At 28.8% G+C, this 16,153-nt stretch carries 13 protein-coding genes and 1 pseudogene; 1 reads left to right on the top strand and 13 read right to left on the bottom strand.

Going from position 1 to position 16,153, the window contains the following annotated elements; translation table 11 throughout:
• Positions 1–187: pseudogene (locus tag L3J60_RS11675) on the top strand (IS110 family transposase); the annotation flags it as partial.
• 538 nt (positions 188–725) lie between these two features.
• Here L3J60_RS11675 and L3J60_RS11670 read toward each other — a convergent pair.
• From L3J60_RS11670 to neuB, 13 genes are all read right to left on the bottom strand, one after another.
• A complete protein-coding gene (locus L3J60_RS11670) occupies positions 726–2,114 on the bottom strand; it encodes an exopolysaccharide biosynthesis polyprenyl glycosylphosphotransferase (protein WP_291975723.1) in 1,389 nt (462 codons plus the stop codon).
• A gap of 247 nt (positions 2,115–2,361) precedes the next feature.
• Positions 2,362–3,102 (bottom strand): glycosyltransferase family 2 protein, encoded by a 741-nt coding sequence (locus L3J60_RS11665; RefSeq protein ID WP_291975722.1) that lies wholly within the window; start codon positions 3,100–3,102, stop codon positions 2,362–2,364.
• A gap of 7 nt (positions 3,103–3,109) precedes the next feature.
• Complete coding sequence (locus L3J60_RS11660) at positions 3,110–4,399, bottom strand: phenylacetate--CoA ligase family protein (protein WP_291975721.1); 1,290 nt, start codon at positions 4,397–4,399, stop codon at positions 3,110–3,112.
• Positions 4,399–5,412, bottom strand: a complete 1,014-nt coding sequence (locus tag L3J60_RS11655; RefSeq protein ID WP_291975720.1) for a glycosyltransferase family 4 protein — start codon at positions 5,410–5,412, stop codon at positions 4,399–4,401. The genes L3J60_RS11660 and L3J60_RS11655 overlap by 1 nt, the downstream gene beginning before the upstream one ends.
• Positions 5,384–6,727 carry an O-antigen ligase family protein gene (locus tag L3J60_RS11650; protein ID WP_291975719.1) on the bottom strand — a complete coding sequence of 448 codons (1,344 nt, stop codon included), beginning with the start codon at positions 6,725–6,727 and terminating at the stop codon, positions 5,384–5,386. The genes L3J60_RS11655 and L3J60_RS11650 overlap by 29 nt, the downstream gene beginning before the upstream one ends.
• Positions 6,724–7,803, bottom strand: coding sequence for a glycosyltransferase (locus L3J60_RS11645; protein ID WP_291975718.1), 1,080 nt, complete (start codon positions 7,801–7,803; stop codon positions 6,724–6,726). The genes L3J60_RS11650 and L3J60_RS11645 overlap by 4 nt, the downstream gene beginning before the upstream one ends.
• Before the next feature lie 349 nt (positions 7,804–8,152).
• Positions 8,153–8,437 (bottom strand): GIY-YIG nuclease family protein, encoded by a 285-nt coding sequence (locus L3J60_RS11640; protein ID WP_291975717.1) that lies wholly within the window; start codon positions 8,435–8,437, stop codon positions 8,153–8,155.
• A gap of 334 nt (positions 8,438–8,771) precedes the next feature.
• Complete coding sequence (locus tag L3J60_RS11635; protein ID WP_291975716.1) at positions 8,772–10,148, bottom strand: glycosyltransferase; 1,377 nt, start codon at positions 10,146–10,148, stop codon at positions 8,772–8,774.
• A complete protein-coding gene (locus L3J60_RS11630) occupies positions 10,145–11,281 on the bottom strand; it encodes a glycosyltransferase family 4 protein (protein WP_291975715.1) in 1,137 nt (378 codons plus the stop codon). Before L3J60_RS11630 ends, L3J60_RS11635 begins: the two co-directional genes overlap by 4 nt.
• Positions 11,272–12,654 carry a hypothetical protein gene (locus tag L3J60_RS11625; RefSeq protein WP_291975714.1) on the bottom strand — a complete coding sequence of 461 codons (1,383 nt, stop codon included), beginning with the start codon at positions 12,652–12,654 and terminating at the stop codon, positions 11,272–11,274. Before L3J60_RS11625 ends, L3J60_RS11630 begins: the two co-directional genes overlap by 10 nt.
• On the bottom strand, positions 12,655–13,782 hold the full coding sequence (gene neuC, locus L3J60_RS11620) for a UDP-N-acetylglucosamine 2-epimerase (RefSeq protein ID WP_291975713.1): 1,128 nt from the start codon (positions 13,780–13,782) through the stop codon (positions 12,655–12,657).
• 234 nt (positions 13,783–14,016) lie between these two features.
• Positions 14,017–14,304: a GIY-YIG nuclease family protein gene (locus L3J60_RS11615; RefSeq protein ID WP_291975711.1), complete on the bottom strand. Its 288-nt coding sequence runs from the start codon at positions 14,302–14,304 to the stop codon at positions 14,017–14,019.
• A gap of 461 nt (positions 14,305–14,765) precedes the next feature.
• Positions 14,766–15,806, bottom strand: a complete 1,041-nt coding sequence (gene neuB / locus L3J60_RS11610; protein WP_291975710.1) for an N-acetylneuraminate synthase — start codon at positions 15,804–15,806, stop codon at positions 14,766–14,768.
• Positions 15,807–16,153: the final 347 nt, after the last annotated feature.

Below are 16,153 nucleotides of genomic sequence, written 5' to 3'. Positions count from 1 at the left end.
TGATTTGTGTGCTAAATCTGCGATACAAAACAATCCTGAAATGAAAATATATTATAAGCGTAGAGTCGAACAAGGCAAAAATAAAATGAGTACAATTAATATAATCAGATGTAAATTATTAGCTAGATTTTTTGCAACTATAAAACGACAAACACCTTATGTAGATATACTAAAATATGCTGCCTGAAAATATTTGAAATATATTTGGTGGAGTCATAGAATACGTTATGACGTGAGAAAGTGTATAAAATTCCTCATAACAACGTCATTGCGAGCGGAATGAAATGTAGTGAAGCAATCTGCTGCTTCTATTGATGAGATTACTTCGTCGTTATCTCTTCCTCGTAATGACGTGAGAAAGTGTGTAAAATTCCTCATAACAACGTCATTGCGAGCGGAATGAAATGTAGTGAAGCAATCTGCTGCTTCTATTGATGAGATTACTTCGTCGTGCCTCTTTCGTAATGACGTGATGAGATAGAGTGACAGATTACTTCGTCGTTATCACTCCTCGTAATGACGTGAGAAAGTGTGTAAAATTCCTCATAATAGCGTCATTGCGAACGGAATGAAATGTAGTGAAGCAATCTGCTGCTCTATTGATGAGATTACTTCAGTCGTACCTCTTTCGTAATGACGTGATGCGATAGAGTGACAGATTACTTCGTCGTTATTACTCCTCGTAATGACGAAATAAAGTGTGAAATACTCCTTGTAGTAATATTTTAAGTTCCCCTGAAAAACAGAACAGTGCTAATGGTTTTTATGATTATTTTAAAATCCATAATTAAGTTACGCTCTCTAATATAATATAAATCGTATAGCAATTTTTTATGCTGGTCTTGCATGGTATTTGCGTAAGGATGCTTTACTTGTGCCCAACCTGTTAAACCGGGTTTTATCACGTGTCTTAAAGCATAAAATGGTAATTTTTTAACTAATTTATCTACAAATTCTCTTCGTTCAGGACGAGGACCAATCAGGCTCATTTCTCCTTTTAGAACATTAATAAATTGGGGAACTTCATCAATTCTAGATTTTCTAAGAATCCTACCAAATGATGTTATTCGTTTATCATTTTTTTCTGCCCAAACTGCTCCATTTTTTTCTGAATCTGCAATCATAGTTCTAAATTTTATAATAGCAAATTCCTTTCCTTTTTTACCAACTCTTTGTTGTTTATAAAATAGTTTCCCTCTATTTCCAACTAAATTTCCAATAACAATAAATGGAATTAAAATAATTAAAATAACAATTCCGATTAACGAAAAAATAATATCTAGTAAACGTCTAAAAGCTACATATAAATTATTTTGATGACTTTTGCTAAACGAAAAATTATTATAGAAATCTTCTGACAAATGATCTTCAGAAATACGGCTAGTTTCTTCTTCTATAAAATCATCAATACTTCTAACCACCATTCCTTTTTCAAATAGATCAATTAACTGGTTATTAATTTTATTTTGAATTAAATTTAATTTAGTTGAAGCCACAATAATTTCATTGACAAAATACTTTTGTACATAACTTTCTAGATTTACAGTATCTATATTTACAAATGGAATTTCGTTATCTTCAATAGGTTGATTTGAAATATATCCAATAAATCGATTCGAATTTAAATCAATTTTAGTTATTTCCAATAGCTTTTTAACGGTTTCTGAATTAGCAATAATTAAAATGTTTTTAGAAAACCGAGGTGCAAAAATAAATTTTATATACAACCATCTATTTAAAAATATTGCACTAAAAAGACCTAAAATAAAATAAGCAACTTGGATTCTGTTTTCTGGTAATTCTGGAGATAAAACTGGAGTAAAAACATAGAAAATGGAAGTAAAAATAATGGTTATAAAAACACTTCTTAACGTTAAATAAATATCACTTGCTACTTTTAGCTGATACATTTCAAAAATTTCTCCAAAAAAATAGATGTAAAAAATTAATAAAAGTGTCCAAGTTAAACTTTTAGGATTCGAAAAATTTAAGTAAGAATAATCGGTAAAAACAGTAACTAAATAAAAGCAGCATAATACAAAAGCAATATCCATAATACGTAAATATATTTTACGCTCTGAAATACTAAAATGAATGTTTTTTGGTTGGGGCATTTAAAATAGGTTTAAATATTGGTTACTTAAGCATTCAAAGTTAGGTTATTTTTTATAATATATATTTCAACTTCCATAATTAAAAAATTTATTTCTGATTGTCCGTAATCCTACATAATGTTCGTCACCCTGAACTTGTTTCAGGGTCGTATTCAATAAAACACTGGTTATCAAATGGAAATGAGATGCTGAAACAAGTTCAGCATGACGTTGTTCTTTATTATTACTATTTACGGACACAAAAAAATTATTTTACTATTTTCTTTAAAAACAATTGTATAAAATAATAAAAGGAGACAACTATACTAAGGTTTTCAAATTCTCTATAAATTTTCCAATTGTATTTGAGTAAATCCCACTTATTACTTGATACGGAAAAATCCCTTTTAGTGTAGTATGCCAAAGGTTTATTTATACCATGTGCTAAAACTCCAGATTTAGTTATTTTTAGCCATAATGCCCAATCTTGTCTTTTCTTAATGTTAGGAAAATATACCTTCCCCAATTGTTTTACAGAATACATTGCTGTTAAACAACCAATATAATTATTAGTTAATAAATTTTTATAGGAAATCTTTTGCTTAGCTTCTATCATTTTTAGTTTTACACCTTCCTCATTCACAGAAAAATAGGATGTAAAGGATAAGGCAATTTGTTTTGATTCCATAAAGTTCAATTGGATTTCTAACTTTTCTGAATCCCATAAATCATCGCTATCTAAAAAAGCCATATAATCTCCTTTTGACAACTCAATAGCTTTATTTCTAGCAACTGCTGGTCCTGAGTTCTTATTAAGTTTAATCAATTTTATTCTTTCACCTTTACTAATAAAATCATTAATAATTTTAACAGAATTATCTGTAGAACAGTCATCTACAATAATCAATTCCCAATTTTTATAGGTTTGATTAATAACACTTTTAATAGTAGCTGCTATAAATTTTTCACAATTAAAATTCGGGGTAATTATTGATACTAATTTATCCATACTGTCTTTAACCGATTTCTGAAATGAAACTTTTTGTTTTTTGTTGATTATTAGAATTTAGGTTTTGATGATCTATAATTTCATAAACTAAATCGTGCTTAAAATATTTTTCAATTTCCTTTTTTACCAAAACTAAATCATTTTTATTTAAAGTTTCGGCAACTTTAAAAATTAAATTTCCTTTTGATTTTTGAATTACTTGATAGGTTAAAAATAAAGCATTTTCTATCCCCAAATTCTTGAAAATATAATAGAGGTACAAACTTGGATAATTGTTTTTAGAGCCATAAATTATAGAACCTACTCTACCCGTAACTTCTTCAATAATTAAATGTTTCATACCACAAGAACATTTTTTTTCTTTTGGAGCTAGTTTAATATAATCTCCTAATTTATATCTAATTACAGGAAAAGAAGTCATTTGTAAATTAGTTACAATAACCTCATTATCAATCACTTCAACTATAACGCCTTCCATATTAATATGCATATTTCCTTTAGAACATTCAAAAGCAATAATACCTGTTTCGGCTGCACCATATTCACTTATCATTTTTAAACCAAATGCCTTTTTAACTTCACTTTGATAGCTATCAAAAATCTTTTCAGAAGTTCCTTTAACCATTTTTAATTTAAAATGATTTGATAGATTATTCTTATTAATATATTTTGCAACTTCATATATCATTGATGAATATCCGTGTAAAAAATTAGCTTTTTTTAACTTTTTAATAAATTTAAGTAATGGTTTTTCTTCAAAACTAAATATTCTAAATCGATTTTGTAAAACATCTAGCAACTTAAGTTTTAATCGTTTAAAAATAGATAAATTATAGCCCCAAAAATAACCATTCAATTCCCAAGGCTTAACATTAAACCAAGAATATCCTCTAAAAATTGAAGCTCTATTAAATGAATCAGCAGATTCATTTCGTAAAAAATTTAAAGATTGCCCTGTACTTCCAGAAGTATTTGCTTTAAAAACTTTTTTAAATTTAATAGAAGTTTGTATCGTAGATTTATTTTTTATTAAATCAGATTTGGTTAAAATAGGTAATTTTTGAATATCTTCTAAAGTTTTAATTTCAGATGGATGAATCCCAATTTTATCAAATATTTGCTTATAATAATCAGATTGATTATAAGCTATTTTAATTAATTTTTGTAGTTTTTTTAATTGATAAGTTTTAATAGAACTCAAAGACCACCTTTCGGATTCTTTTAAAAAATTGAACCAATTATTTAAAGATGGATTTCTTAATTTTTTACCGATATTAAATATAAGTTTGTAAAACACTATGTTAGTAATTTTAACCATTGATTTGTAATACCTTTAATATCAAATGTTTCCGCTTTTTTTCGTGCATTGGTTGATAGTTTATTTGCCAATGTAGGACTATTTATTAACCGTTTAATGGCATTAACCATTTCAATTTTATTATTGGGTAAAACCAACAATCCATCCACTTCATTATCAATTAAATAAGATAATCCACCTACATTAGTTGAAACAATAGGAAAACCCAAAGCCATAGCTTCAATAATGCTCACAGGCATATTATCAATGGTTGTTGTATTGATAAAAATATTATATTTTATTGAAAGTTGATGCCATTCTTCTTTTGGTAAAACGCCTGTAAATTTAATACTTTCATAAATTTCAAGCTTTTTTGCTAATTTTTTAGCCTCACCCAAAGTTCCATCTTTATCTGGTCCAACCATACATAAAGTTGCATTAGAATATTTCTTTTTTAATTCAAACAACACATTTACAGCTAATAACGGATTGTATATTTTATCAAAAGCACGTACCCAAAGTAAATTTGGTTGACTATTTTTCCTTTCGATAAATTGATAATCAGCTAATGTAATTGGATTTGGAATATATTCCGTTTTAAAATTGCATTTATTAAATTCCACTTCCAAATATTTTGATGGAGTAACATTTTTATAAGAATTATCAAATATTAATTTTGATAAAAATGGGTTTTTATGTAATCTATGAGGTAAATTTCCTCCATGTAAAATAGAAATATATTCTATTTTAAAAAGTCTAGCCAATTGAGAAATAATTACTGCATACCAAAAATTTAAGGTACTAAAAGTATCAATTAATATAAAATCAACTTTGTTTCTAAGTTTTATAGTTGTGGTACACATAGCAAACAAACGAAGGATTCTATTTTTTTTTGAAGAAGATTTTATAACCTCAAAGCCTTCAGCTGTTAGCAAACTGCTTAAAGTTTCCATAGCTGAATGATACTTGCTGTTTTTAGCAAAATTATTTCCTATATATAAAATTTTCTTCATTTATTTTTAATGTTATTAAACTTAATCCATAAATAAATCCCGGAAATGCAATACGCATTGCCGAGTGATTAATGGTTAAAAACCAAAATAGAAAGAATGCACCTAAAAATGCTCTAGCTAAATTAGATTGATTTTTCATGCTTTTTATAGGCACAACTATCAATAAAAACAAGATTATTAATCCAATCATTCCGTGTTCGCTTAATAATCTGCTTACTTCATTATGTGATGCGGCATATCTATCTAATTTATCTAATCTATAAAATTTACTTCCACCAACTCCCAACCCAAAAAATGGATGATCTAAAAAGCCTTCTAAATCTGTTTCAAAAATTATTACTCTTCCAGTTGAAATATCGTTTTTTTCAATTCCAGCTGCATTCTTATTGGTATATCGGTTCATTAGCATCCCACCCGTTAAATTTGAGGTGTATAGTAACAAAGCAATTCCAAAAAATACAAATAAAGTTGCAAATTTTATCAAATTTTTCAATTTATCTTTAGTTGCTAAAATGTAAAAAAATGTAAAAAAACCTATTGCTAAAAATGATGTTAGAATTCCTCCTCTAGAAAACGTTAACAAACCTCTAAAAATTAAATAGATTAAAAGAAAAATATCTATTAAAAATACATGAAATATTCGTTTTTTAAAAAATAAATATACTGTAACAATAAAAATACCTAAGCCCAAAATAGTCGCTACTTGGTTAGGCCCAAATCCACCAGAGGTTGCAAAATTGGCTTCCGTATTAAAGGTAATATCTTTAATATCAGGAGATTTAAAATATAACAAACTTAGCATAGAAATTATAGGTAATAACATATAAAATAACATGTCCATCAACTTTTGTAACGTAATTTTTCGCTTATAAAAATAAATTGCAGAAACCCCTAATAAAATAGGACCACTTAAATTAAATGCAACTGCTTTTCGTATAGATTCTGTAAAAGGAATATTAGTAAAAGCTATTCCTATTAATAATAAAAGAATATAAATTAAATAGGTTATTGAAACTGCATGTTTTTTCTTTTCTACAAATAAACCTAAAAGCAAGAAAAGTAAAACTGAGTATTTTGGCAACTCATAAAAAAGTGTACCACCAGACATTCTAAATAAAACCTCTGCTCCAACTAAATAAGCACTCCAAAGCATTGCTTCATTGTGTTTATTTTTAGATTTAATAATAAACAAAATGCCAAATGCAACAATTAAAGTAGAATATACTTTTGCAACAATCCCTACAAGCAATAAAACTCCTAAAACAAGATGAATTATAGCTAGAATTAGCCTGCCATATGAAGTTTTACTATTCAATGATATATTTTAATTAATTTAGAAATATACTTTTCTTTAGAAAATTTTGAAGTTACCGTATTAAATAATTCTTCTCCTAAAGTTTTAGATAATTTTGGTTTATTTATTAGTTTTAAAATTGCTTCTCCTAATAATACATCATTATTAGGAGGAACTATCAATCCGTTAATTTCATTTGTTACTACATTTGCACAATCGCCTACATTAGTAACTACTACGGATAATTTTGCCAATCCATATTCTAATAAAGCAACAGGTAATCCTTCTGATTTTGATGCTAAAATTCCAATAGTAGCTTGCTCTAAAATAAATGCTATATCCTGACATGCTCCATATAAAAATACAGTATTAGTTAATTGATGTTTGATGATGAAAGATTTAATACTATCTGAATAATTATTCATTAAATCTAACCCAATTAAATGTAAGGTCCAATCTGAATGTGTTTTTTGAACTTTTATAAAGGCTTTTAACAAATTAATGTGATCTTTTTCAGGTCTAAAATTAGCTAAACATAGTATTCTAGTATTATTATTTTTCTTTAAAAAAGTTGTTTCTTTAATTTTAGCGTTAAGAGATGCAAAATTTGGGAGGTAATAATTGTTTTTAGACTTTAGAGTTGAAATAGCCCATTCTTTTAATTTTAAATTTACAGAAATTGTTGAATTAAATATATTAGATATTCCAATCAAAAGAATTTTATTTAATATGGGAAGGTTTTCACTATTTCCATAATGATTATGCCATACTAACTTAACACTTGGATTCATAACTTTTATTATAGAAGCTATAAAATAGGAAGATGAATGTGCATGAATTATAGCTATTTGATTCCTTTTAATAAATTTACTCAATTTTATAAAAGTATTTATACCTAAAGATGATTTTTTATTTAAAAACAGATAACCTACCTCATCATTAATTTTAGTTTTTAAATCTCCTTCTATACGAGTAGCACATAAAAATGATTTTATACCGTTTTTTGCTAAACCATTAGCAATATTTACTGCCATCATTTCTGCACCTCCTGGGTTTAAGGAATCTATAATTTGTATGACTTTTAGTTTATTTTTCATTACTGCTATACAGTACTTATTTTATTATTCTTTTGTCAAGCTGAGAATGACGTTGTTTTCGTCATGCTGGACTTGTTTCAGCATCTGTTACTTTCTCTTTTATATCATGAGATTCCGCAACCAGTACGGAATGACGTTGTTTTCGTCATGCTGAACTTACCTGTCCGGCAGGCAAGCTTCCTTCAGTATCTTTTACTTATTAAACTTAGTTTTCTTTTAATTCCTTTAAAAGATTCCCAGTCAACACTTCGACTACGCTCAGTGACCTACTGAGAATGACGTTGTTTTCGTCATGCTGAACCTGCCTGTCCGGCAGGCAGGCTTATTTCAGCATCTGTTACTATATAACTTACATTTCATCATACAAATCTACTAAATCAGGATTATTTTCTTTTATTAAATTCCATTTCCATTCTTTATTCCAATTTTTTAATTGTTTTTCTCTATTTATAGCTTGATTTATCTCTGTAAAAGTTTCAAAATATAATAATTCATTAACATTATATTTTTTTGTAAACTCTGAACCTATACTGTTTTTATGATCTTCAACTCTTTTAATTAAATTAGAAGTTACCCCAATATATAAAACTGTTCTATTTTTATTACTTAAAATATAGGTATAACTTTCTTTCATTATTTTTCAATTAGCATTTAAACTTCATTTCAAAAGATTCCCAGTCGAGCTGAGAATGACGTTGTGTTTCGTCATGCTAAACTTACCTGTCCGGCAGGCAGGCTTCCTTCAGTATCTTTTACTTTCTCTTTCATATTAAAAGATTCTCAGTCAAGCTGAGAATGACGTTGTTTTCGTCATGCTGAACTTGATTCAGCATCTGTCACTTATTAAACTTAATTTTCTTTTTAATTCTCGTCAAAAGATTCTCAGTCAACACTTCGACTACGCTCAATGACCTACTGAGAATGGCGTCGTTTTCGTCATGCTGAACCTGCCTGTCCGGCAGGCAGGCTTATTTTAGCAACTTCCCAATTTCCTTTTCAAACTTTTCCAATGTATATTGCCTTGACCACTCCATTGCTTCTTTTACTTGTATTTGATATTTTTCATTATCACAAATATAGCTTTCAACAACTGAAACAATTTCATTTATATTTGGATTTGCAATTGCTCCTCTACTCCCATTTCCTAACATAAACGGAATGCAAGATACATTACTCGAAATTGGTAAACAACCCCAAAACATAGCTTCAGCAACAACTTTTGGCCAACCTTCTGATTTGGAAATAAATACTAAGAAGTGAGCCTTTTTATACGCTTCTTTTACTATTTCTTTTGAAGTATTTCCATGAAGAATCACTTCCTTTTTTAAAGAATGTGTACGAATATAATTTTCTAGTTTAGATTGTTCAGTACCTTCACCATATACGTCAAGTTGCACTGTATACCCTTTTTCTTTTAGTTGATGAATTACTTGGACACTTAATAATGGTTGTTTTCCTGGTGTTAATCCTCCAACAAATAAAAAATGGTATTTATGAGATTCCGCATCAGGTGCGGAATGACGTTTGGTGTCTTTATTACTATAAATTTGAGATGTAGCAATCTGCTCTTCTAATAATTCCTTTTCCGAATAACTTGCCGTAAAAAAAGGAACAATATTTTTACTTTGGTTAGCCCACTCTCCATAAACTAATACTTTTGCATTTTTAGTTAAAAACGTATTGCTTACTAGCCATTTTTGAAAACGATAACTTAAAGGCTGCTTACTTTTTGGATCCCAATTACCTGCATATTTTATAGTTTTAGGCTTTGAAGGAAATGCAATTTGGACAATACTTCCCAATAATCCTATGTTGCCTGGGCAACGCAAATGAATGTGGTCTGCCCATTTCATTGCTTTATAAATATTCAGAAGGATTTTGGGTATTTTAAAAATAGCGTTTAATCCATTTTTAAATAATGTAATATCAAATGAAGGTATTTCAATTAATTTAATTTCATCATTGCGAGGAGTGTGCGACGTGGCAATCTGTTCGTTAGATAAGATAGCTTCACCTTGCCTGCCTGCCGGACAGGCAGATTCGCTATGACGTTCGGATTCGTCATTGCGAGGAGTGTGCGACGTGGTAATCTGTTCATTGGATAAGATAGCTTCACCTTGCCTGCCTGCCGGACAGGCAGATTCGCTATGACGTTTTGTTTCATTATGCTGAAATTGATACTTACTTTCAATAGCAGCTATTTCTTCATTTGAAACTGGTGCAACAATTTTAACCTCATCTACATATTTTAACCATAAATTCATTTCACGTACATAAGGTTCATAAGCGAAAACATCTTTCTCTTTAATTTTATGAACAGCATGTGTTATTATCGTGAATTTCAAACTATTGAATTATAAAAATTAATATTTTCTTTTACTAATTTAGTAGCACTAAATTTATTAATAACTTCATTTTTAGCATTTTCACTTAATTTAATTCCTAATTCTTTATTTATTAAAATTTTTATGATTTTTTGAGCAATATCATTGGAATTAAAAGGATTGCATGCTAACCCTGAAACCTCATTTGTAATTATTTCATTAAATGGAGGAATATTACTATAAACTATAGGTTTATGCATTGCCATAGCTTCAACAAGTGTCAATCCAAAGGATTCCATATGTGATGGATATACACATACGTGGGCTTTTGCTAAAATCTCAGGTATTGCATAGTAAGGCATTGTACCATAAAATTTAATAGCTTTTAAGTCTTCCAAAGGTATTATTGTTTTAATATGATTAATGTAGGATTTTATAGTATTATTAGACCAATCTCTTCCTACTAAGTGTAGTGTTGCGTTTGGAATTTTCTTTTTAACTATTGAAAAAGCTTCTACTAATTGTTTAACTCCTTTTTTTTCACAGATAGTACCAATAAAAAGAATAGCATTTAATTCCTGCTTAATTTCATTTTCATTATTAAATTTACCAAAATCAATAAAATTATAAATGGTTTTAAAGGAAAGTTTAAATTGAAGTAATTGTTGTGTAGTTTCACCCACATAATTACTAACCGCAATCAATGCATCTGCTTTTTTAAACGACTGTTTTTCTTGAAATGCTCTCCAAAAAGCAGTTTTTTTATTTAAGGTTATCGCAAAAAAATGATGACCTCCATGCATTCGTATTACCTTTTTGTAAAAAGTCCTTTTAGGTAAAAACGCAAATGAAAGTTCAGAGCCCTCAACTATATCTACGGCTAGTATTTTGTTTATTTCCTTTATTTTTTTTTGAATTCTAAAAGAGTTGAAAATAAACTTACCAAATTTAGCAGAAGATTGTTTTATACTATAAATTTTAACTCCTTCATCTAATTCTTCTCCAATATTTTTATCACTACTAGTTATTCCAATAACTGAAACACTAATGCCTTTTTTCACCAAATTTCTTGCTAAATTTTGCACAAAAGTTCCAATACCACCATGAGGCAGAGCTTTATAAGGATATTCATTGGTTAAAAAAACTAGGTGCATGAGATTAATGTATTTGCTATGTTTTGAGAAGCTATTTTTCGATGTTCGGCAATCCTATCTAACCAAACTTCATTGTCTAACTTAGGTTTTTCAAAAATAGTATTTAGTACCTTTTTAATTTCATTTCTTGAATTTAACCAAATTACCGAATTTAAAGCTTCCATACTTTTAAAATGTTGAAATTTATAAATAGTATCTATATTCCAAGCCTTAGAATTAATGGTATTATAATTTATATAAATAGCGAATTTATTAAACATGGTAAAATCATGAGCCATAGTTGAACCTACATTTATAACTGCATCACAATAAAATGCAGTACTTACTAATAGCTCCAAATCATTATAGGTTGGATAAATAATTTGCCAATTATCTTTATCATTTTTATCAAAACTCCATAAAGGAACTGCTTCTTTTATAATAGTTGGATATTTTGAAATAATACTTTGAAATCTACCCGAAACATCTACAGGTGCTCTTCTCAATAAAATTTGAATATTTAATTTTTCTTTTTGAATTACATCGGCTAAATCATCAAGGTAACTAGGATCAAAAGGTGAAGTCAATGTATCATCACCTGAAAAACAAATTATTTTTTTTGATGCATCTAGCTTATATTTATTGTAAAATACTTTTTTATTTAAAATGAATTTATTGTTATAATAAAATTCAAATTGGGGAGTACCTGTTATATTTATGTTAGTATCTTTAATTTCAGGGTAGTATAAATTTAATTCCTTTTTCATATATTCTGACCAGACTATATATTTATCTGTTCTAACTGTCAACCTTGCTTTTGGCAAATTATCCCATGAAAAAATTGCTCCAACAGTGCTAATATTTAATTGTTTTGCAGCAGTAATTAATGGCACTACTTGTATTGCCCGTTGATGTGTAGAAAAAACAACCTCGGGATTTATAGTTTTTAATAATGATTTTTGAAGATTACAATCACTTTCTACAGCTTTGGTATATTTTTTTTCGAATTTTAAAATTCTCTTATATTTTTTTGAAACGTACTTTCCTAGTAGTTGAACTAATTTATAAAAAACTGCCTTTTTAAAATTACTCGTATTAGGATTCCAATTATTTAATATAGTATTGTTTGCTGTTATCTTAGTGTTGTGTACTAGCCTAGCATAACAAACAACCTCTCTCAAATATTTTTGATAATAAGATTCTTTATAAACTGGTAATTTATACGTTTTAAACTTAGTTTTATGGACTTTATTAATTTCTTCAATAGCTTCAATAGAAACCGAATGCAATAAAATTATTTCACAATTTTTATGTTGTAATTCATCTACCAATTCAGAATATAGGTAGTTTCTAATACCTGTACCATCAGGAATAACAAAGCAAATTTTTTTCATCTAGCTATTTAAATCATTAAACTGTTTTTGTTGACTTATTTCCCAAAATGTATTCTTCTTCAAAATTTCTATAAATTTTTGGGCAGAATTTCCTCCTCCAAAATCACTTTTAATCCCCAAACTTGGAACTGATTCTACAGATTTAATTTGCTCAAGTATATCCTTTTTTGAATAGTTACCATTCAAAATAATTTTATTTAAAACCCTGTTTTGCTGTCTAGTACCAATATTTATAGTTGGAATTCCATAATAAGGTGCTTCTCTAACTCCAGCACTTGAATTCCCAATAATAAAATCTGTATTTTTTAATAAAGTTAAAAAATATTCAAATCGTAATGATGGTAGTACTCTAAAGTTTTTGTGAATCTTAATTTTTTGATAAGCATCTAGTATTATTGAAGACCCTAAATCATTATTTGGGTAAATAACCACATAATTTTTATTACTTTCTATAAGTGCTGAAACAAAATTATTTGCGTATTCTTTAATCTGTTCAAATTCAGTAGTTACAGGATGAAACATAGCAATAGCATAATGATTAAAAGTAATATCATAATACTCTTTTACTTCGGTAATAGCTGGTAAATCATTAGAAAACATAATATCCACATCAGGTGATCCTATCTCAAAAATAGAATTAGAAAGTTCTCCCATTTGAAGCAACCTTTTTTTGGCTTCTGTATTGGAAACAAAATGAATATGACTCAATTTACTCACTGAATGCCTGATAAGTTCATCTATGGTTCCCGAAATTTCGCCTCCTTCAATATGTGCTACTAAAATATTATTTAAACTTCCTACAATAGCACCTGCCAAAGCTTCAACTCTATCGCCATGTACAACTATCAAATCTGGTTTTAATTTTTTAATATAGGCCGAAAAACCTTCAATAGTTTTAGCTAAAGTTAAATCCATCGTGGTTTCATGAGTAAAATTTTCAAAAGTGGAAATATTTTTAAAACCTGCCTTTTCCACTTCTATTAGCGTATAACCATATTGCTTTTGTAAGTGCATTCCTGTTACAAAAATATGTGCTTCAAACGCTTCATTATTTTGAAGAATTTGCAGCAAGGATTTTATTTTTCCAAAATCGGCTCGTGTGCCTGTTAAGAATACTATTTTTTTCATTAATTATGACTTCATTTTGTACGTTTAAATTACTTCTCGATACTATTTAACTCCATTTCATTTCGTTAAATCACCTGCCCGCCGGCAGGCAGGCTCGAAGTGACGATTGTTTATATTTTTAACTAAACTCTTTCAAATAAAAATCACTCGAAGTGACGTTTCTTTATTACTCGTCCGTTCGAGTGGTTTTAGTAAGAATGAAATTCTTAGTAAAACTGTATCGAGAACTTATGTTTAAAACTTCTTCCTTGCTAAATTAATTAAACTATCAAATTCTCCATTAATTAATGCTTCTTTTTTTGTTTTTGACCATTTTTTTATTTGTTTTTCTTTCTCAAATGCAATATTAATATCTGTAAACTCTGCATAAAACACTAAATCAATAGGTCTTCTTTTAAATGTATAACTATTTTTATGAAAACCTATTTTATGTTCATCCATTCTTTTTGATAAGTTACTGGTTACACCTGTATAATAGGTTTTATCGGAACATTTTAAGATATATACATAGCTTTTTTTCATAGGTTTCTTTTAATATTACTTCTCGATATAATTTTCTCCGAAAATCACCTGCCTTCCAGCGAGGCAAGCTCGAAGTGACGTATAATTTATTCATTACGTCCGTTCGAGTGGTTTTATTAAGAATGAAATTCTTAGTGAAATTGTATCGAGAACTCGTTCAAAAAGACTTCTCGATACAATTTTCTATCGAAAATCACTCGAAGTGACGATTGTTTATATTTTTAACTAAATTATTCCAAATAAAAATTGCTAAAATCACGTTATACTTAACTCTTCGTCTGCTCGAGTAACAAAGCGTATAAATAACTCACTTCCTAATTACTTCTAGATACAATTTTCTACTGAAAATCACCTGCCTTCCGGCGAGGCAAGCTCGAAGTGACGTATAATTTATTCATTACGTTCGTTCGAGTGGTTTTATTAAGAATGAAATTCTTAGTGAAACTGTATTGAGAACTCGTTTATTCAATGTCCTCCCAACTCAATTGTTCATCATTTAAAATATCTCGTTTGGCTACTTTTCCTATGATTGAATTATACTTCTCAGCTAAAATATCACCTGTACCTGGGCGTTTTACCCAAATATTCTTTTTAGTAAACTCCTCTCCTTTTTTAATAGTTGTAATGCTACAAACGGTTGCAAAGGCAAAATCAATAGTTACTTGTTCTTCTTTTGCGGGTTTTTTAGTACCACCTCTCATCTGCCATATTTCCTTAGTTCCTTTTATTAGACCTAAACAAGTCTGCTCATCCATACTACACACAATATCTGGTCCTGTACGTTGCATGGTATCTGTAAAATGGCGTTCTAAAATGCTTGCTCCTAAGGCTACTGCTCCTAAACAAGCATTATTATTAAGTGTATGATCTGACAAGCCGAAAACTTTATCTGAAAATGCTTTATGCATTTCTAATAATGCTCCATAACGCACCAACTTTGCCGGCGTTGGATATAAATTTGTAGTGTGCAATAAAGCTACTGGCACGTTATATTTATCAAAAATTTCGACTGCTTTTTTAATGCTTTCTACCGTGTTCATTCCAGTACTTAAAATTACTGGTTTTCCAAATGTTGCAATATGTTCTAATAACGGATAATTATTACACTCTCCTGAGCCTATTTTATAGGCTTTTACATTCATTCTCTCTAACCTGTCAGCGGCTGCTCTTGAAAATGGTGTAGAAATAAAGAGCATTCCTTTGCTTTCTACGTATTCTTTTAACTTAAGTTCATCTTCTTCATTTAAAGAACAACGCTTCATAATTTCATAAATAGAAACAGTTGCATTGCCTGGAATAACTTTTTTTGCAGCTCCACTCATTTCATCTTCAACAATATGTGTTTGATGTTTTACCACTTCAACTCCTGCTCTTTTTGCTGCGTCCACCATTTCAAAAGCGGTTTGTAAGGAACCTTCATGGTTTATTCCTATTTCTGCAATTACTAATGGTGAGTAATCAATTCCTATTTTTCTTCCTGCTATTTCTATGGTTGGGTTCATCTTCTATATTTTATTTTTTTAATGCTATTCCTTTTCGTCCGTTCGAGTGGTTTTGCAAGAATAAAATTCTTATAAAACTGTATCGAGAACCTTTGTTACTTCAAAATACTTCTCGATACGATTTAACTCCATTTTATTTCGTTAAATCACTCGAAGTGACGTACTTATTATATTCATTTTCAAAATAATACTCAACATTACAATGATTCCTTTCCGTCAGTTCCTTTAGATTAGCAAACTGATAAAAACATTTAAATTTGTTAAAAGAAAAAGAATGGGGTGAACTAGGTCAGTTCGTAGTTTTTGATAACTAACACTCGTATTAGTCCCCATTCTTTTAAATCCGG

This window comes from Lutibacter sp. (assembly GCF_021647475.1).
GTDB lineage: Bacteria > Bacteroidota > Bacteroidia > Flavobacteriales > Flavobacteriaceae > Lutibacter.
The sequence above is the reverse complement of the archived record's forward strand: the minus strand, read 5'-3'. Positions and strand labels throughout refer to the sequence as shown.

Excerpts from the sequence above, each read along its gene's own strand:
- L3J60_RS11670 (WP_291975723.1), bottom strand. The coding sequence starts at position 2,114 with ATGCCCCAACCAAAAAACATTCATTTTAGTATTTCAGAGCGTAAAATA.
- L3J60_RS11665 (WP_291975722.1), bottom strand. The coding sequence starts at position 3,102 with ATGGATAAATTAGTATCAATAATTACCCCGAATTTTAATTGTGAAAAA.
- L3J60_RS11655 (WP_291975720.1), bottom strand. The coding sequence starts at position 5,412 with ATGAAGAAAATTTTATATATAGGAAATAATTTTGCTAAAAACAGCAAG.
- L3J60_RS11645 (WP_291975718.1), bottom strand. The coding sequence starts at position 7,803 with ATGAAAAATAAACTAAAAGTCATACAAATTATAGATTCCTTAAACCCA.
- L3J60_RS11640 (WP_291975717.1), bottom strand. The coding sequence starts at position 8,437 with ATGAAAGAAAGTTATACCTATATTTTAAGTAATAAAAATAGAACAGTT.
- L3J60_RS11630 (WP_291975715.1), bottom strand. The coding sequence starts at position 11,281 with ATGCACCTAGTTTTTTTAACCAATGAATATCCTTATAAAGCTCTGCCT.
- L3J60_RS11625 (WP_291975714.1), bottom strand. The coding sequence starts at position 12,654 with ATGAAAAAAATTTGCTTTGTTATTCCTGATGGTACAGGTATTAGAAAC.
- neuC (WP_291975713.1), bottom strand. The coding sequence starts at position 13,782 with ATGAAAAAAATAGTATTCTTAACAGGCACACGAGCCGATTTTGGAAAA.
- L3J60_RS11615 (WP_291975711.1), bottom strand. The coding sequence starts at position 14,304 with ATGAAAAAAAGCTATGTATATATCTTAAAATGTTCCGATAAAACCTAT.
- neuB (WP_291975710.1), bottom strand. The coding sequence starts at position 15,806 with ATGAACCCAACCATAGAAATAGCAGGAAGAAAAATAGGAATTGATTAC.